Origin of the sequence: Bacillus sp. AFS023182 (genome assembly GCF_002560575.1) — a bacterium.
Lineage (GTDB): Bacteria > Bacillota > Bacilli > Bacillales > Bacillaceae_G > Bacillus_A > Bacillus_A arachidis.
In genome coordinates, this window is record NZ_NTRO01000013.1 from 31,186 (window position 1) to 49,819 (window position 18,634).

An 18,634-nucleotide genomic window follows, 5' to 3' on the forward strand; every position below is an offset into this window, starting at 1 on the left:
GAATGAAAACAGAAGAAAGACTTGGGTTATTGTTATGGTTTCGTTTGTCACGCTTTTATAATAGGAGTGTCCGAGAGACAAATCAGCATTTGAAAAAATGGGGTTTATCTGCTGCTCAGTTTGATGTGCTAGCACAAATTGGAGGACAAGATCGATTAACACAGCAAGAGCTTGGGAAAAAGCTATTTGTTACAAAAGGGAACATCACGCAACTTATAAATAAAATGGAACAGCTCGGTTTTGTGAAAAGAGAGCAAGAAGGTACTGCGAAATATCTTTCGTTAACAGAAGAGGGAAGAGCTTTATATGAAGAGGTTGTTCCAACGCAGGAGATGTTTCAAGCAAAACAATTTTGTAAGCTGAATCGCGATGAGCAAAAACAATTATTAGAATTACTTCGAAAGTTATAATAAAAAATTTAAAATAAATATCTTGAATTCGAGATAACATGAGGTGAAGGATATGTTTAAAAAAGTTGATCATAAAAATATGGGAAGAGCAAATCACGGTTGGTTAAATACACATTTTCATTTTTCATTCGCAGATTATTACAATCGAGATAATATGAGCTTCGGGGCGCTTCGCGTGATTAATGATGATTTAGTAGCAGCACAAACAGGATTTGATATGCATCCGCACCGTGATATGGAGATTGTTTCTTACGTTGTAGATGGAGCATTAACACATCAAGATAGCATGGGGAACCGCGGCACAATTGAGCGTGGACATGTACAATATATGAGCGCTGGTACAGGTGTTTTTCATAGTGAACATAATTTAGGAAATGAGACATTACGTCTATTACAAATTTGGATTTTACCAGACCGCGTAGGACACACACCAAACTACGGTGAGTTCAAGTTTGATTGGAATAAACGTGAAAATAATTGGTTCCATATGGTATCTCCAATTGATGGTGGTGCAGCAATTGAGATTCATCAAGATACAAATTTATATTCACTTTCTTTAGAAGCAGGAAAAGAAATTAATTTCCCTGTTAGCGAAGGTCGTCAAGTTTATCTTGTGCAAATTGAAGGAAGTGGTGTTATAAATGGTGAGACACTTGTAATGCGTGATGCAGCAGAAGTAGTTGAAGAAGATATTCGTATTCAAGCAAAAGAGCAATCGCATTATATAGCGATTGAGATGAAAAAACAATAAAGAATGAAGGAAAAGGGAGTGTCTAACAAGATACTCCCTTTTTTGGAATAAATTGCAAGAAAACTGTTTCTCAATATTTTTTTGAAGGAAATATATATTTTTTTTCGAAATGTATAAAAGTGTTAAAAAAATTTTTGGGGAATGGGGAGTGTTAGATTGAAAAAGCAAGTCGTTTCATCAGCATTAGCTTTATCCGTTATCGTTGGAGGTTTTGGAGCATTTGGAGCAACAAAAACACAAGCGGAAGAACAGCAAATTCAATATCACCAAGAATTTAAAACACCAGCTTACATAGGTGAGGAATGGAAAGCGCCAGAAGGATTAGATAAAAAAGAAACAGTATTTCAATATTTAGAGAGTAAGAAGGATATGTTTAAATTAGCAGGAAATATTGACAAACATTTTAATATTGTCGGGGAAGAAAAGGATGCTGAATCAGGTACAACACATGTAAAGTTAGTTGAGAAACATAATAATGTTCCTGTATATGGATCTGATCAAACAGTTACACTTGATAAAGACAATAATGTAAAAGCGTTCTTCGGGCAAGTTATCCCGAATTTAGAAGATAAAAATATTCCAGCTACAGCTAGCATTACTGATGAGCAAGCGGTAGATGTTGCGAAAGCCGATATTGAGAAAGAAATTGGCAAAGTGGATAAATATGATGGTATTAAAAAAGATTTATATGTGTATGAAAAGGATGGGCAATATTACCTTTCATACCTTGTAAAAGCATCTGTTTCAAAACCAGCTCCAGGTTACTGGCATTACTTTGTTGATGCAACGAATGGAAATGTGATTGAGAAATATAATGCAATCGATCATATTACTGGTTTTGGATATGGCGTTCTAGGAAACAAGCAATCATTTGAAATTGCTCAAGATGAAAAAACAGGAGCATTTAACTTGTTTGATGGAAAACGAGGAAATGGTGTTCATACGTTTGATGCACAAAATATGGATGAGAACTGGTTTAATATTTTCTCACAATGGTTTGGATATACAGGTGAAGAAGTAGAAAGTAAATCAAAGTTTTTTGAAGATAAAGCGGCTGTTGACGCACATGTAAATGCAGGAAAAGTATATGATTATTATAAAAAGACATTTAACCGTAATTCTTTCGATAATAAAGGTGCAAGGCTGATTTCTACTGTTCACGTAGGAGAGAGTTGGAATAATGCTGCGTGGAACGGTGTGCAAATGATGTATGGTGATGGAGATGGAAAAACATTTATTCCATTATCTGCAGGCTTAGATGTTATTGGACATGAGTTAACACATGCTGTAACAGAGCATACGGCGAACCTTGTTTATAAAAATGAGCCAGGTGCATTAAATGAATCGTTATCTGATATTATGGGTGTAATGGTCGAGAAGAAAAGCTGGCAGTTAGGTGCTGACATTTATACACCTGGTATCGAAGGTGATGCACTTCGTTCTCTAAGTGATCCAGCATCTATTCCGAATCCATTAAAACCTGGTGAAGGTTACCCAGATCATTACAGCAAGCGCTACACTGGTCCATATGATAATGGCGGCGTTCATATTAACAGTAGTATTAATAATAAAGCTGCATATTTAGTGTCTGAAGGTGGCACTCATTATGGTGTGAAAGTAAATGGCGTGGGACGCGTAGCGACAGAAAAAATTTACTACCGAGCTCTTACAAAATATTTAACAGCAAACTCTAACTTTAAAATGATGCGCCAAGCTGCACTTCAATCTGCAGAAGATTTATATGGTAAAAACTCTAAAGAAGTACAAGCTGTAACGAAGGCTTATGATGCAGTTGGTGTAAAATAGCAAAATAGTATGTGTATCGTTCTTTAATGGATAAGCTACCTTATTTCCCCTGTAAAAGCTACAGGGGATTTTTTTTATTGCGTTTTACAAGGGATAAAAACTAAGAAGGATGTTTAAATAGAAAACATCCTTCTTAGCTTGTTATGTTTATGTGATGTTAATCGCGAATACCTAGCGCAATTTTTGCCATACGTGACATACGCTCTTTTGACCAAGGTGGATTCCAAACGACATTAACCTCTATTTCATTTACTTCAGGTACATTTGTTGATAATACTTTTTTGACATCCGACACGATTTGTCCGGCCATTGGGCAACCGATAGAAGTCATCGTCATTGTAATAACGGCATTATTATTTTCATCCGCTGTCACATCATATACTAAACCAAGATTGATAATATCTACACCTAATTCAGGATCGATAACAGCCTCTAAATTGGCATATAACTTCTCTTCGAATTCTTGCGACATGCACAACACTCCTAACATTAATGATATCCATTCTCATTATAAAGGAAATAAAATAAAGATGCAGTGAAATAGCTCACAGTGTTTTTTTAGAATCTTCCCTATACTGATTATAAGTATGTAGGAAGGAGCAAGATTGAAAATGAACTATGATGAAAATCCTTTTATTGTGATATGAGAAGTTACACGAGCTTGCGAATTAAAATGCTTGCATTGTCGAGCTGAAGCGCAGTATAGGAGAGATCCGAGAGAATTAACTTTTCTTGAGGGACAGAAATTAATTGATGAAATATATGAAATGAACCAGCCGATGCTAGTCTTTTCAGGCGGGGACCCGCTTATGAGAGAAGATATTTATAAGCTAGCAGATTATGCAGTGCAAAAAGGATTACGTGTTTCGATGACGCCTAGTGCGACTCCGAATGTGACGAAAAAGGCCATTCAAAAGGCAAAGGAAGTTGGACTTGCACGCTGGGCCTTTAGTGTGGATGGTGCTACAGCTGAGACACACGATCGTTTTCGCGGCACGGCAGGATCTTTTCAGCTTACGATGGATGCGATTCAATATTTAAATGAATTACAGATTCCTGTGCAAATTAATACAACCATTTCTAAGTACAATATTCATGAAGTAGAGGAGATGGCAACACTTGTTGAACAATTAGGTGGTGTGCTATGGAGCGTATTTTTCCTTGTTCCAACTGGAAGAGGAAATATAGATGATATGATTTCGCCGGCAGAACATGAACTTGTATTTCACAAATTATATAAAATAGGGAAAAAGGCTTCATTTGATATAAAGACAACGGCTGCTCAGCATTACCGGCGCGTTGTGATGCAGCAAAAAAATAATCGGAAAATTCGTTATGAAGATGCACTGTAAAATGGTTTAACTGGAAAAATTGATGGTTTAGGACGAGCACCCAAAGGAGTTAATGATGGGAATGGTTTTGTGTTTATTTCACACATTGGCGATGTATATCCTAGTGGATTATTACCGATTCAAGCTGGGAACGTGAAAGAGCAGCGTTTACGGGATATTTATCGTGATTCTCCAATTTTTCAAGCTTTACGTGATCCAGATAGCTATAAAGGGAAGTGCGGGAAATGTGAATACCGCTATATATGTGGTGGTTCGCGCTCTAGAGCGTATGCAATAACGGGTGATTATTTAGAAAGTGAGCCATATTGTGTATATGTACCGAAAGTTTTACGAAGAAAAATATGAAAATCCTATTGTGTTTTAAAAAAACATCATGTATACTTCTAATTAGTTGATAACGATTATCAATATCAACAAAACATTACTCTTCGTTATGTTGGTCATACCCCTTTTGACTGCGTAAGTCAGAGACAAAATGTTGAAATACCTTGTGTCCTATTCTACAGAATTATGGTAATCTCCAACCTCAACTTATATGCGTTAAGCATGCAAAAAGGATCCTATCCGTGAAAGGATCCTTTTTGCATTATTTTGTAGCAATTAATGTGTACAAACCAGGGATGCGTTCTTCAATTCCTTCTGGGGCTGAAGAAGGAAAGACCCATCGTTGGTGCGGACCATGCTCTTCAGTAAACTTTTCAATGTGCAGGTTCGCTCCGGCAACTTCTGTAATAATTTCTCCTAACGTCCAGCGACGAATTAGTGTTTTGGGTAGTGTTTCTTGCTTCGTTTTATCAAGTAGGCTGCTATAAGCAACAGTATCCTCAATAATTTCTTCAAAAAAATAATCTCCGTTTGCCTTAAATTTTGGATCGTCTGTTGCTAATAATTTTGTATAAAGGGGATGATAGTCACGAAGTATAAAAGTACCGCCATTTTTTAGTAGTCCCGAGATAAGCTGAAAAAGTGGTTTGAGATCTAAAAAGTAATGAAGTACACCTAATTCTAGCAACACAACATCGAATGATTGAGAAGGTGTTATTTCTAACACATCTGAAACGATATATTCAATAGATACTCCCGCGGCATCTGCTAGTTCAGTTGCATATTTTGCGTTGCTTTCAGAAATATCTACAACGGTTACGTCAGCGCCTAATAATGCGAATGCCACAGCTTTATTTCCTTTTGAGCCGAGTAAATTGATGATCCGTTTCCCTTGGAGATTCTGTATGTAAGGTAAGTAGTAGGCTACTTCACGAGCGGGATTTTGCATTAGTTTCTTTGCGTATTCCTGTGGAGTACCGTGCCGATTCGTCCACGCTTCATAAGCAGCTGCACTCCAGCCTTTTTTATTGGCGGTGCTTAATTGTTGTTGATTCAATGAAATCACTCCCTTTTCTGAACATATAAATATTCGGAAGGGATTTTATATTTCCTTTTTTCGAATAAAAGTTTGATTTTTCTGTATTTTAGTCGTAAAATACGTGTTATATATGAAAAGCGTTGAAAAGGAAAAGTAGAGTGAAACCATTCTTTCCAGAGAGCTTCGGAAGCTGAGAAGAAGCAAGAATGTTCATTTGAACAATGGCCTTTGAGCTTCGTCCTGAACTTATCAAATGGTAATAGTAGGCGGCGACGAGAGTTGGTTCTCGTTATCAAAATCACAGTATAAGAGCATACGATTGCTCCGTACTTGATGAGGTCAGTTATGTGAATAGCTGGCGAAATAAGGTGGTACCGCGACTGTTTATACAGCCCCGCCCTTATCTTTTTAAAAGATAGGGGCGGGGCTTTTTTATATTTAAAAGGAGGAATGTAAGGTGAGTATTTTTATTGGAGGAGCTTGGCCATATGCGAATGGATCTTTACATCTTGGGCATGTTGCGTCCTTGTTATCAGGGGACATTTTAGCGCGTTATTATAGAGCAAAAGGAGAGCGCGTTCTTTACGTATCAGGAAGCGATTGTAATGGAACACCGATTGCCATTCGGGCAAAACAAGAAGGGGTTACTGCAAAAGAAATTGCTGATTATTATCATGAAGAGTTTGAGCGATGTTTTCAGCAGATTGGTTTTACGTATGATTGTTATACGCGTACAGATGCGCAGCACCATCATGAAACAGTACAAAAGATTTTCTTACGTTTATTAGAAGAAGGTTTTATTTATAAAAAGGTAGTGGAACAAGCATACTGCGAAACGTGTGCACAATTTTTACCAGATCGATATGTAGAGGGAGTTTGTCCACATTGTCATGAACCGGCGCGCGGAGATCAATGTGATGCTTGCTCGGCCATTTTAGATCCACTTGATTTATTAGAAAAGAAGTGTAAGCTATGTGGAAATACGCCAGCAGTTAAGGAAACAGAGCATTTCTATTTTGCATTGCATAAATTTCAAGAACAGATGAAAGATGTAGTAACAGCTGCAAAACAAAAAGGAACATGGCGTGATAATGCCATTCAATTAACGGAGCGTTACTTACAAGAAGGATTACAGGACAGGGCTGTATCACGTGATTTACCAATTGGAGTACCAATTCCAGTGAAGGGATATGAGGATAAGAAAATTTACGTGTGGATTGAAGCAGTTTCAGGTTATTATTCAGCAAGTAAACGATGGTCTGAAGAAACAGGGGAAGATGACGGGGAGTTCTGGAGTAGTAATGCGAAGACATATTATGTGCACGGTAAGGACAATATCCCGTTCCATTCTATTATTTGGCCAGCTGTATTATTTGGAATCGGAGAAAAGGCAATTCCTCGTCATATTGTATCCAATGAATATTTAACGGTCGAGAAACGGAAGTTATCAACAAGTAAAAACTGGGCTGTATGGGTACCTGATATATTAGAGCGGTATGATTCAGATTCGATTCGGTATTTCTTAACGATTAATGCACCAGAAAATCGTGATACAGATTTTTCTTGGCGAGAATTTATTTATAGTCACAATAGTGAGCTTCTAGGTGCATATGGGAATTTTGTGAACCGTACACTGAAATTCATTGAGAAGTATTATGACGGTGTAGTACCGAATAGAAAAGTAAATGTAGAGCTGAAAGCAAGAATAGAGGAATTATATCAGAAAGTAGGAGATGCAATTGAACAGGCTCATTTTAAAGTAGCGCTGGAAACAATATTTGAAACGGTGCGCTTTGCAAATAAATATTTTGATGAGCGAGCGCCTTGGAAACAAAGGGAGGAAGACCCTATTGCTTGTGAAGATACAATTTCTCATTGTGTATATTTCATTGTGAATTTTGCGCAGTTACTTGAGCCGTTTTTACCATTTTCTAGTGAAAGAGTGCGGGATATATTATCAATTACAAGTGTGAACTGGAAATGCGAAAATACATTGCCAGAGCGAATCAGTCATGTGCAGCCATTGTTTGAGCGAATTGATATAAAGCAAATTGAAACAGAGATAGAAAAGCTATACGGAGCATTAAAGTAAGAAGAGCACATGATGTGCTCTTTTTTTAGGCGCTTTGTTCCACGTTCCGTCTCTTTTCTCTTCGTGCTGTAAGAATTTGCGGTGTAAAAATACCAATCAATATAAAAATGATGCCGAGCCATTGCAATAGCGATACGACTTCATGAACAAGTGTAATAGAAGCGATGATTGCTGTTGGTAGTTCAGCAGCACCTAAAATCGTTCCAAGTCCTGTTCCTACTTTTGGGACACCGATTGAGAAGCAAATAACTGGTACAATAACACCGAAAAATCCAAGGAAGAAAGCATATTTCCATAATCCAGCCTGCAAGGCACCGTCTGTTAAGAAGGTTGGAGGAAAGATTAAGCAAACAATCAGTGTAGCACTTGTTGTCATAAGGAAGCTTTTTGTATACGGTGGTACAGTTGTAGCAACGCGTCCACTAGCAAAGATATAAAAAGAAAAAGAGACAGCGGCTAATAGTCCAAAGATAATGCCTTTTGTAGAGAAGTTTTGTCCGAGCCCTTCAAACACGCCACCTGCAAATAATGTTCCGGCAAATAAAATGAGAATCGAGCTTACCTTTTCCCGGCTTGGTAACGTTTTGTTAGCGACGGCTTCAATGACAACCCCAATCCATGTAAATTGAAAAAGTAAAACAACGGCGATAGAAGCGGGTAATTCTTCTACAGAAATTGCGTAGAAAATTCCGGTCATGCTCATTGTTGTTCCGACAGCTAATAAAGAAAATGTTTGTTTTTTCGAGATGTTATGACGAGAGAAGAATAGAACAAGTAATAAAAGTCCAATCCAGCCAAATACATATTGTCCACCTAATAGCTCATGCGCAGAAAAACCATTCATAAAGCCGAGTTTGAAAATTGTCGAAAGTACGCCATAGCTGCAGGCGCCAAATAAAACTAATAATGAAAACTTAAATTTCTCCATAAAAATCCTCCTTTATAAATAAAAAACGCCCGCTGTCCAATAAAGGACAACGGGCGAACGAAACAGAGTAAAAACTCTACAAAATTCCGCCACTCACAAAAGGGTGTGAGTTTGGGTATAGAATAATTAAAAACTGATAGATCCTTTTCTGCGCCATGCCAAGTGAACCAAAAAAAGAAAACGAGAGCAGGTTACAGTTTGTTCTTCATAGTCGCGACTTATACGCTTGAAAATCAAAGTAGGTCTGATTGTAGTTTATAGCAATCCCTTTTACATTTTCAATATAAAATACATGTAATGTTTTTCACAAGTCTTTGTGCTTCTTTAGAAGTTACGTGTATTCCATAAAATAAGAAGCTTTATAGAATTATCGGTGAGGAAAATGACGAAAAACGCTATTTTTTCATACATAATGAAGGAAAAATGGAAAAAAACGAAAATATATAATAGTTATTAGGGAATTTTGCATGAATATAGTTTATTTTGGTAGTTTCCTTACAAAAATGTAAGCTAAATGTAAGCTATTGTGATAGTTATTTCGACAATTTTTTTATACAATAATAATAACAGTTCGTACGTGATGGTGGATGCTGTAGATAAGAGCGAAAAGGAGAGATCGACATGGAATGGATTCATGAGTTATTTCAGCAATACGGTTATTGTGTAGTACTTTTTGGCTTGCTATTAGAGTATATTGCCCTTCCGTTTCCTGGAGAGCCAACACTAGCATACGCAGGGTTTTTGGCGCAAAAAGGAGATTTGCACTTACCTATTTTAATTATTTTGTCATTTATTGGTACAAGTGTTGGGATGACAATTCAGTACTTTTTAGGAAATAAACTAGGTATGCCTTTTGTACAGAAATATGGGAAGTATGTGTTTTTAACACAAAGAAAAATTGATTTAACAAGAATGTGGTTTGATAAATATGGATATTTCCTTATCTTTATCGGATTCTTTATTCCAGGCGTACGTCACTTTACAGGATACTTTGCAGGGATTATTAATTTGCCGTTCCGTCGCTTTGCAATGACGATTTACGCTGGTGCACTATTCTGGGTATCTTTCTTCTTAATTGGTGGTTATTGGTTAGGTGGAAACTTACATGATATTTTTGGATTGCTTGAACAGCACATTGGAAAAATTATCTTCGGAGTCATCGTTATTGTAGCGGTTACGTTAGGCGTTCGTTTCCGTAAACAATTAAAACGCGTATTTGTACAAAGTGTAAATTAATATGGAATCCATTCTATGTCGAAAATTGGAAGAACAGTGCGAGCGAGCACTGTTCTTTTTTATTGAAATCTAGCTCCATCCCCTCACATTCTGAGCGAGCCGCTTATGCTTTTTATCCTAAAATCCCCGCCTCAAGATTCAGAGAGAAATAGGGAAGCTAGGTGGGGGTAGTTCAATGTATGTTCCATTTTGCTTTTATTTTACCTGTAAGGTTTTCACCGGTAACTACAATATAATAGGTTCCTGTTTTTGTTGCTGCGAGTTGATAAGTATCTGTATTTATTTCGGAAACAGGTACGTTTTTGTTAAATTCACTAGCAAAGTGGAGACCATGACCATAGCTATTATTTCCCCCAACTAAAAATTGAACATTCATTTCAATAATTGCTCCCTCTTTAGCATAAATAGGGATTTTATGTTTCCCATTAAAATAGGAGAAGGTTGCTTCAAATTCATTTTCTGTCGTGTGTTCCACCCATTGTTCCTTCTTTGTAAAATCGATTGCTGCAATTGTAATAAATAAAATGGGAATGAGAATAGGGATACTATAGCGAAACCATTTTGCTTTTTGAGCGATATATGTGCATAAGTAAAAGAAAAGAGCACATATTGCTCCAATTGAACCTGCAATGAAATAGATGATAAATGGATCGCTACTAAACAACGGAAAAGGAAGAAAAAATAGATAACCAAAAATGATATACAGTAATGCTTTTTTTGTAATGTTTGTTTGTTTTAGAGCGAGTTTATCAATAATGAATGAGCACAAAATAGCATAGCAAAAGAGAGCATAGAACCAAGGGTTATACAGTAATGCAGATAATAACGCTGAGAGTTTATAGAAATCAAAGCTATCTTGTATAAAGAAAAAAAGTATAACAGAAAAAGAGAGAAAACAGGCGGCACAAAGTTTGATGAGAAGATCAGAAAAAATCTTTTTTTTATCCATAGTTCACCTCGCATATTATGTGTTTTAAATATATTAGATAGAACTTTTTAATATGAATGCATAATTATTTTTGATACATATCAATGTCAAAATGGAAATTATAATTGATAAAAAAGAGGCTGGAAGATTTATCTTCCAGCCTCTTTTTATTAAGAATTGCTCTCGATTCCTCGGCTATTCTCTTCTTCAGAATCTTGCAATAGGTTAAATACATCTGCCAAGCAAAAGGCGATAAACCAAGTCCAAAGACCGTGGAAGACAGCTGAGCTTAATTGAAGTGGTAATGTATAGTTTGTCATTGAGTAGGAAATACATCCCCCAACGATTCCGATCATTGTTAATAGCATTGTTTTTTGTGCATTTTCTTCTGGATTAAAGAGGAAAAAAATGTATCCGCCTAATATTGAAGCGCTTACAGCGGATTCGATTCCATTAAAAATGATATGTTCTCCAAGCTGAATGTTTGTCCAGAAGCAAATCATGCCTCCAATGATAGCAAACAGGGCAGCTACCATGTACCGTATATGCTGATTCATATGTTCATCTCCTTATGTAATAAGATGATTTGGAAGTCAAAAAGGTAGGTATAGTAAGTAAATAGAAGTTAATTTTAATTGTGTGAATCTTTTTGATAAAAGATTAATAGAAGAATAACTAAGATGGTTGTCTTTTTTTTTTACGGTGTGACAATTATAACTGAAATATACCTGACTTCTCATTTCTTTTTTTGTAAGTCTTACTGTATTATAACATATTTAGCTTAATAATAATAGAATTATCTGATTTTGTAATAAGTGTAAAATAATTTTAAGAAATAAAGTATATGGATTAATATTCCATTTTATTGTACAATTAATTTAATTGAATTTTTAGTTAATTTAAAAGGGAGGGCATTAGATGGGGACACAAAAGCAGCATATCATAGTTACACCTACGAAAAGTATAGGCATTTCTTTAGTATTAACGTTTTTGTTTGGTTCTTTTGGAATGTTGTATTCAACAATTATTGGTGCAATTATTATGATTATTATTGAGTTAATTGTTGGTATTGTAACATTTGGTATAGGGCTTTTTGTTACACATTTTATTTGTATGGTTTGGGGAGCAATTGCCGCTCATAATTACAATCAAAGATTATTGAGTGGAACGAATACTTATACATCATAATTTAGCTGGCATAAGTAATTGATATGAACGAACATGCCGGCCATTGGTAATGAGGTAAAAAAAGACGCAAGGAATTGTAATTCCTTGCGTCTTCTTATATTCGTTTGAAACGTCCAACGATTTCAACGGTTTCTGTAATATTCATAAACGCATGATTGTCTACATGACGAATGATACGCTTTATTTCTCCTAATTCGTAACGAGTTACGACAGTATAAATCATTTTTTTCTTATGGTTGGTATAGCCACCGACAGCGTCTACCATTGTTACGCCACGTATGCCGTGATGCAGTAGTGCGCTTTTAATTTCCTCGCCTTTTTCTGTAATTGTCATTATCGTTAATTTAATGTGTTTTGTATGCACAGCATCGATTACCTTGCTGGCAACAAAACGGCTAATTAACGTGTACAGTGTAATGTCCCATCCGAAAATAAAGCCAGCGACAACAAGTAAGGCTAGGTTGAAGCCAAAAATAATGGCACCAATTGAAATGTCTTTATATTTCGCTACAATCAATCCAACAACATCAAAACCACCAGTGGATGATGCAAATCGGAATATAATTCCGGATGCTGCACCACAGATAACACCACCAAATACAGATGAAAGTAAAATGTCATTCGAAACTTGATGTACTGGGATAATGTTCATGGCTGCAGATGATACTGCCACGAAGTAAGCTGTTAAGAAAGTTGTTTTCTTCCCTAAGTAAAAATGACTTAGAACAAGTAGTGGGATGTTTAATAAAAAGATAAGTGCACCGATATTATAATGCATTAAATAACCGATAATCATCCCCACACCAGCGAAACCACCGCTAATCATATTATGCGGGATAAAAAACATATTCATTGAAATAGCATACAAAATGGAAGCTATAAAAATAACAATCAACTGTATTACAAATTCTAAATGAAATGTTCTAGCTGCTGGGAAGGATAAAAAGGCGGTGTCGGGAACGTAATCGGTGTCTCCTAATTGACCCATAGTATGTTTCATCTCCATATTCATTTTTGATTACAAGAAGAGAATAATGCTTTTTTCAAAAACTGGCAATAGTTTTATGGTAATGAAAAAATGTTTTAAATTTATGAAAATTCTAACCTAATTGGTGGTATATGTGGTTATAAGAAAAGAAGTGAATACAATGGAATTTTGTATCATATTTTGAAAAGAAAAGGAAATAGAGAACATCCAAAGAATGTGCTAAAATGAGCTTATTAAGGATGTGAAGCGATGGAATTTTTATTGCAAGATGCAATTCTATATATATCTTTTGTAACGACAGCGCTTTGTTTATTAGAAGTCTTTTTTCTCACTAATGTTTCTCGTTTTGTACGTCAACAAACATCAAGTGGTAGACAAAAAGCGTTTGCACTAGTTGATACATGTGAAGATAGTCTCAATAATGTTCCACTCTTTTCTATTTTCTATAAATATGGAATGGTTCGTTCGGTTCGTAGACAAGAATCGAGCGGAGAGAGTGACGAGGTCGGTCCGTATACACCAATGTTTCGCTAAATAATTACGAAACATTGGAGGAATGAACATGTTAAAATCATACCGAGCTGTGCTCGTTAGTTTATCATTATTATTTGTTTTTGTTTTATCTGGTTGTAGTAATAGCGGTCCAATTGATGCAAATAGTGCAGGGCTTTGGGACCATTATTTTGTTTATCCAATCTCATTTATGCTTCAATTTGTTGCTCATCATGTGCCTAGCGGAAGCTTTGGTATTGCAATCATTATCATTACGCTTGTGGTTCGTTCAGCGATGATTCCATTAGCTGTTTCGCAATATCGCAGTCAAATGAAAATGAAAAAAATGCAGCCTGAATTGCAGAAGCTAAAGAAAAAGCACGGTGATGTAAGCAAAGATATTGAAAAACAAAAACAGTATCAAAAAGAAATGTCAGAACTAATGAAAGCAGGCGGTTGGAACCCACTCGCTGGGTGCTGGCCAATCTTTATACAAATGCCAATTTTCTCAGCATTGTATTATGCGATTAGCCGGACTGAAGAGATTCGTACATCTTCATTTTTATGGGTAAACTTAGGACATGCAGATCCGTATCATATTTTACCGATTATCGCAGCGTTAACCACGTTTATTCAAATGAAAATTATGCAGTCAAATATAGCAGCAGGAGAGCAGGTTTCAATGCTTAAAATGCAGCAAGTTATGATGCCAGCAATGATCTTATTTATGGGATTTGCTGCACCATCAGGACTTGTCTTGTATTGGATTACAGGTAATCTATTTACAATGACACAAATGATTGTACTCAGAAAAGTGATGGAACGTGAAGAAGGACAATTACAAAATGCATAGAAGGAAGCCACTCATTTAGGAGTGGCTTTTTTGTGCTACTGAAGTTTGCTATTACATTTATGGTTGGAAATTCTTTTAAAAGTAGTTAAGGAAAAGTTAAGAAAGCAATTTTAGTATATGCAGTGTATACGAAAGTGTACAAGTTTTCGAAATCTATGTGATACAAAATGAAGGAGGAAGTTTCCTATGAAGAAGAAAAAAACAGTTGGATATTTAGTAGCTGCCGGAGCTTTATCACTAGGAATCATGGGGGGAGCAGGTATCCCTGCTTTCGCAGCAACTAACGATGCAAATTCTACAGTAGTATCAGACCAAACGACAAAGGGGAATTCGAATCAAAAATTGGATGAAGCAACGAAACAACAAGTAAAAACAATTATGGAGAACGCTAAAAAGCAATTAGCTGAATTAGGTGTGAATCTTCCTGAAAAAGGGAAGCGAGGAGAAATGTTCGCAAACCTTGATGATCAGACGAAAGAAAAAGTAAAAGCGATTATGGAGCAGAAGAAAGCAGGAACATTAACGCATGAACAAGTAAAAACAAAATTAGCTGAATTAGGTGTGAATCCTCCTGAAAAAGGGAAACGAGGAGAAATGTTCGCAAACCTTGATGATCAGACGAAAGAAAAAGTAAAAACGATTATGGAGCAGAAGAAAGCAGGAACATTAACGCATGAACAAGTAAAAACAAAATTAGCTGAACTAGGTGTGAATCTTCCTGAAAAAGGGAAGCGAGGAGAAATGTTCGCAAACCTTGATGATCAGACGAAAGAAAAAGCAAAAGCAATTATGAAGCAAAAGAAAGCAGGAACATTAACACGTGAACAAGTAAAAGAGAAATTGGCTGAACTAGGTGTGAACCTTCCTGAAAAAGGGAAGCGAGAAGAAATGTTTGCAAACCTTGATGATCAGACGAAAGCAAAAGCAAAAGCAATTATGGACAAAGCAAAAGCACAATTAGCTGAGCTAGGTGTCGATTTTCCAATTAAGGATCATAAATTTTCGATGAAGAAAGCGAGTAACTAATTGAAATATAGAAAGTGTAAAAACTATTGATAGAGGTCTCTTTCGTTTGGGCAACCGAAAGAAACGACATAAAGTGTATTCGAGGACAGATTTCTCTCTTGAAGAAATCTGTCTTTTTTTATCGAAAATTAGAGAAATGTATTAGGTTCTGTTATAATATCAAGAAGAAATATTTTTTGTATGTTACATAAAAATATATTGATTATTTCTAAAAATTCAATATAATGAACAATAACTACAAAATTCGACATCAAGAAGTGATGATGAGGACACAATCAATTTTTTACGATTCTCAGAGAGGGAGGCCTTTGGCTGTGAGCTTCCTAATACGGAAAAATAGATTACCACCTCTGAACTGCAGCAGTGAACGAACAACTAGTAATTGCTTGCCGGCAAACACCGTTATCTAGACTTGAGAAATTGGTGAAGTATGCTTTATTTTATCAATTAAACAAGGGTGGAACCACGAATACAACACTCGTCCCTTTTTTAGGGAGGAGTGTTTTTTTATTTCATTTTTGCACCACACTAGGATTGGAAGGAGGAAATGCGGTATGCATCATGATGAGAAAAACAAAATTGGTTTAACTGTAGCACTATCTATCGTTGTTGGGACTATTATTGGGTCTGGTGTATTTATGAAGCCAGGAAGTGTATTAGATTACTCAGGGAGTTCTAATATGGCAATTCTCGCTTGGGTAATAGGTGGCTTGTTAACATTGGCTAGTGGTTTAACGGTAGCTGAAATCGGAGCGCAAATTCCAAAAAATGGTGGATTGTATACGTATTTAGAGGAGATTTATGGAAGTTTTTGGGGGTACTTATCTGGCTGGATGCAAACAATTGTTTATGGCCCAGCTATTATTGGGACATTAGGTTTGTATTTTAGTTCATTAATGATTAACTTTTTCTATTTAGATAAATCATGGAATTTACCAATTGCAATTGGAACAGTTGTATTCCTTGGTATTGTAAATAGTATGGGAACAAAATATGGGGGCATTGTCCAAACAATTACGACGGTCGGAAAGATGATTCCAATTGTATTAATTGTTGTGTTAGGTTTTTGGAAAGGGAATAGTGATATCTTTAATGTAGTTGTACCATTATCAGAGAATCAAAGTATTGGAATGGCGATTTTAGCAACGCTATTTGCATATGATGGTTGGATTTTACTGGCTTCTATTGGTGGTGAAATGAAGAATCCGACAAAGTTATTACCTAAGGCAATGACAGTGGGAATTTTAATTGTAACAGCTGCTTATGTATTAATTAACTTGGCATTATTAAAAGTGTTACCAGCAGCGAAAATTGTAGATCTTGGAGAAAATGCAACAGCGACAGCGGCTAATATGCTTCTTGGAGAATATGGCGGAAAAATTATTAGTATTGGTATTATCATTTCTATTTTCGGTTGTTTAAACGGAAAAATTTTAACATTCCCGCGCATTCCAATGTCAATGGCGGAACGTGGACAACTTCCATTTTCTAAGTTCATTGCAAAAGCACATAAGAAATTTAAAACACCTGCAAATGCAATTACGTTTGAAATTATATTAGGGATTATTTTAATGATTATTAGTGATCCAAATAAGCTCTCTGAGATTTCCGTGTTTATCATTTATATTTTCTATGTGATGACATTTATCGGTGTCTTTATTTTACGAAAACGAAATGAAGGAAAAGACCGTGCATACAGCGTGCCGTTATTTCCAATCGTACCAATTTTAGCGATTTTGGGGTCATTATTTGTAATTGGAAGTGCGATTATTAATGATCCGCTAAGTTGTTTCTTATCCATTGGAATGGTGTTTACAGGTCTTCCAGTTTATTGGTATTTAAATAAGAAAAAAGAAACTGAGATGTAAGAGTTAAAAAGCAGACGTATGATACGCCTGCTTTTTTTCTTTGTAAAAAATTGTTATTGATATGTAGGAGGATTTACACTTGATTGCAAATATCTTTTTGGTTACTATAGCTGTAGTAACTAAAAGAGAACGAGAGAAAGTGTGGGGAAAAACTTGAATTTTCGTGTATATATTTTAGCCATTGCGGCATTCGTAGTCGGGACGGTTGAGTTAATTATTGGGGGCACGCTGGATTTGGTAGCTGATGATTTAGGTGTATCCATTAGTGCAGCAGGTCAACTTATTACAATATTCTCAGTTGTATTTGCTCTTTCAGGGCCAATTCTATTAGCAGTGACAGGAAAAATTGAGCGTAAAACCTTATATATTGGGGCATTATCTGTTTTCTTGATCGGAAATATTGTTTCAGCGTTTAGTTTGAATTATACGATGATTATGTTTTCAAGGGTCATTTGTGCGGCAAGTGGATCTCTTATTATTGCATTGTCAGTAACGCTAGCTTCTAGTGTTGTAGAGCCGTATTTCCGTGCGCGTGCAATCGGAATTATTTTTATGGGAATTAGCGGATCGCTTGTACTGGGCGTACCATTAGGCCTTGTGCTTGGGAATGTATACGGGTGGCGTGCACCATTTGTTTTAATTTCGGTATTAACAGTTATTGCAATTGCTAGTATTTCTTTATTCTTAACAAAGGTTCCACCGGTAGCGATATTGTCTGTAAGAGAACAGATTGCTACCTTGAAAGATAAAAAGATCGTGAGTGCGCAGTTAACATCATTTTTATTTTTAACAGGACATTTAACGCTATATGCATATTTAACACCGTTTTTAAAAGATGTGATGCATGTGGAAGCGAACTGGATTAGCGCATTTTACTTTATTTTCGGTATTGCAGCAGTAATTGGTGGCGGCTTTGGTGGTTGGCTTGCAGATAAGTGGGGCTCTAAGAAAAGTATTATCTCTATTATTATCGTCTTTGCATGTGCCATCTTCACCTTACCGATGATGACATTCTCATTCCCGTTATTTATCATCGTGATGGGACTTTGGAGCATGTTAAGCTGGGGGATTTCACCAGCACAGCAAAATTATTTAATTGAAATTGCACCCGAATCAGCCGGTATCCAGCAAAGCTTAAATAACTCCGCGCTTCATTTAGGTATTGCACTTGGCTCAACAGTGGGCGGAGCTGTTATTGAACAATCGTCTGTTATATATAATGCTTGGGTAGGCGGAGGTTTTGTGATTTTAGCATTACTTTGCGCAATTTTCTCGATCACGAGAGGGCAATCTACTCATATGGTAAAGAAGGAATCTATCGTTTGATAGGTTCTTTTTTATTGGGCTTGATGT

The 18,634-nt window shown here is 36.2% G+C and carries 16 protein-coding genes, 2 pseudogenes and 2 other annotated features; of the genes and pseudogenes, 12 read left to right on the top strand and 6 right to left on the bottom strand.

All coding sequences use genetic code 11. The annotated features are described in order from the left end of the window. The first annotated feature begins 2 nt into the window (after positions 1 to 2). From CN288_RS06720 to CN288_RS06730, 3 genes are all read left to right on the top strand, one after another. Positions 3 to 410 (top strand): MarR family winged helix-turn-helix transcriptional regulator, encoded by a 408-nt coding sequence (locus CN288_RS06720; RefSeq protein ID WP_026594131.1) that lies wholly within the window; start codon positions 3 to 5, stop codon positions 408 to 410. 52 nt (positions 411 to 462) lie between these two features. After that, on the top strand, positions 463 to 1,161 hold the full coding sequence (locus CN288_RS06725) for a pirin family protein (RefSeq protein ID WP_026594132.1): 699 nt from the start codon (positions 463 to 465) through the stop codon (positions 1,159 to 1,161). Positions 1,162 to 1,317: 156 nt separating this feature from the next. Continuing rightward, positions 1,318 to 2,967, top strand: coding sequence for a M4 family metallopeptidase (locus tag CN288_RS06730; RefSeq protein WP_139265615.1), 1,650 nt, complete (start codon positions 1,318 to 1,320; stop codon positions 2,965 to 2,967). A 157-nt stretch (positions 2,968 to 3,124) separates the two neighbouring features. Here the strand turns inward: CN288_RS06730 and CN288_RS06735 are convergent, their stop codons facing one another. Next, the gene (locus CN288_RS06735; protein WP_000076465.1) at positions 3,125 to 3,439 is read right to left on the bottom strand and encodes a metal-sulfur cluster assembly factor; all 315 of its coding nucleotides are present in this window, start codon (positions 3,437 to 3,439) and stop codon (positions 3,125 to 3,127) included. 139 nt (positions 3,440 to 3,578) lie between these two features. Between CN288_RS06735 and CN288_RS06740 the strand changes: the two are divergent. After that, positions 3,579 to 4,664, top strand: a pseudogene (locus tag CN288_RS06740) (TIGR04053 family radical SAM/SPASM domain-containing protein). 215 nt (positions 4,665 to 4,879) lie between these two features. Here CN288_RS06740 and CN288_RS06745 read toward each other — a convergent pair. Beyond that, positions 4,880 to 5,700, bottom strand: a pseudogene (locus tag CN288_RS06745) (class I SAM-dependent methyltransferase). A gap of 113 nt (positions 5,701 to 5,813) precedes the next feature. Continuing rightward, positions 5,814 to 6,087: a binding site (T-box leader), on the top strand. A gap of 52 nt (positions 6,088 to 6,139) precedes the next feature. Between CN288_RS06745 and metG the strand changes: the two are divergent. Further along, positions 6,140 to 7,774 (top strand): methionine--tRNA ligase, encoded by a 1,635-nt coding sequence (gene metG / locus CN288_RS06750; protein ID WP_098302010.1) that lies wholly within the window; start codon positions 6,140 to 6,142, stop codon positions 7,772 to 7,774. Positions 7,775 to 7,799: 25 nt separating this feature from the next. On the opposite strand, the gene CN288_RS06755 is transcribed toward metG, so the two are convergent. Further along, positions 7,800 to 8,702: an EamA family transporter gene (locus tag CN288_RS06755; RefSeq protein ID WP_098302011.1), complete on the bottom strand. Its 903-nt coding sequence runs from the start codon at positions 8,700 to 8,702 to the stop codon at positions 7,800 to 7,802. 621 nt (positions 8,703 to 9,323) lie between these two features. Here CN288_RS06755 and CN288_RS06760 point away from each other — a divergent pair. Beyond that, complete coding sequence (locus tag CN288_RS06760) at positions 9,324 to 9,938, top strand: DedA family protein (RefSeq protein WP_026594137.1); 615 nt, start codon at positions 9,324 to 9,326, stop codon at positions 9,936 to 9,938. A 172-nt stretch (positions 9,939 to 10,110) separates the two neighbouring features. On the opposite strand, the gene CN288_RS06765 is transcribed toward CN288_RS06760, so the two are convergent. Together CN288_RS06765 and CN288_RS06770 are read right to left on the bottom strand one after the other, a co-directional pair. Continuing rightward, positions 10,111 to 10,887 (bottom strand): hypothetical protein, encoded by a 777-nt coding sequence (locus CN288_RS06765; RefSeq protein ID WP_026594138.1) that lies wholly within the window; start codon positions 10,885 to 10,887, stop codon positions 10,111 to 10,113. A gap of 149 nt (positions 10,888 to 11,036) precedes the next feature. Next, positions 11,037 to 11,423, bottom strand: coding sequence for a DUF3938 domain-containing protein (locus CN288_RS06770; protein ID WP_026594139.1), 387 nt, complete (start codon positions 11,421 to 11,423; stop codon positions 11,037 to 11,039). Between the two features lie 361 nt (positions 11,424 to 11,784). Here CN288_RS06770 and CN288_RS06775 point away from each other — a divergent pair, with 361 nt between their 5' ends. After that, positions 11,785 to 12,054: a hypothetical protein gene (locus tag CN288_RS06775; protein ID WP_026594140.1), complete on the top strand. Its 270-nt coding sequence runs from the start codon at positions 11,785 to 11,787 to the stop codon at positions 12,052 to 12,054. Between the two features lie 94 nt (positions 12,055 to 12,148). On the opposite strand, the gene CN288_RS06780 is transcribed toward CN288_RS06775, so the two are convergent. Beyond that, on the bottom strand, positions 12,149 to 13,042 hold the full coding sequence (locus CN288_RS06780; RefSeq protein WP_026594141.1) for a YitT family protein: 894 nt from the start codon (positions 13,040 to 13,042) through the stop codon (positions 12,149 to 12,151). Positions 13,043 to 13,291: 249 nt separating this feature from the next. Between CN288_RS06780 and CN288_RS06785 the strand changes: the two genes are divergently transcribed. From CN288_RS06785 to CN288_RS06805, 5 genes are all read left to right on the top strand, one after another. Then, entirely contained in the window at positions 13,292 to 13,576 is a 285-nt protein-coding gene (locus tag CN288_RS06785) for a hypothetical protein (protein WP_026594142.1), read from the top strand. A 28-nt stretch (positions 13,577 to 13,604) separates the two neighbouring features. Continuing rightward, the gene (locus tag CN288_RS06790) at positions 13,605 to 14,387 is read left to right on the top strand and encodes a membrane protein insertase YidC (RefSeq protein ID WP_026594143.1); all 783 of its coding nucleotides are present in this window, start codon (positions 13,605 to 13,607) and stop codon (positions 14,385 to 14,387) included. Positions 14,388 to 14,573: 186 nt separating this feature from the next. Further along, complete coding sequence (locus CN288_RS06795) at positions 14,574 to 15,413, top strand: hypothetical protein (RefSeq protein WP_098302012.1); 840 nt, start codon at positions 14,574 to 14,576, stop codon at positions 15,411 to 15,413. A 251-nt stretch (positions 15,414 to 15,664) separates the two neighbouring features. Next, positions 15,665 to 15,902: a binding site (T-box leader), on the top strand. 65 nt (positions 15,903 to 15,967) lie between these two features. Beyond that, positions 15,968 to 17,281 carry an APC family permease gene (locus CN288_RS06800; protein ID WP_098302013.1) on the top strand — a complete coding sequence of 438 codons (1,314 nt, stop codon included), beginning with the start codon at positions 15,968 to 15,970 and terminating at the stop codon, positions 17,279 to 17,281. Between the two features lie 153 nt (positions 17,282 to 17,434). Beyond that, entirely contained in the window at positions 17,435 to 18,607 is a 1,173-nt protein-coding gene (locus CN288_RS06805) for an MFS transporter (RefSeq protein WP_098302049.1), read from the top strand. The last annotated feature ends 27 nt before the right edge of the window (positions 18,608 to 18,634 follow it).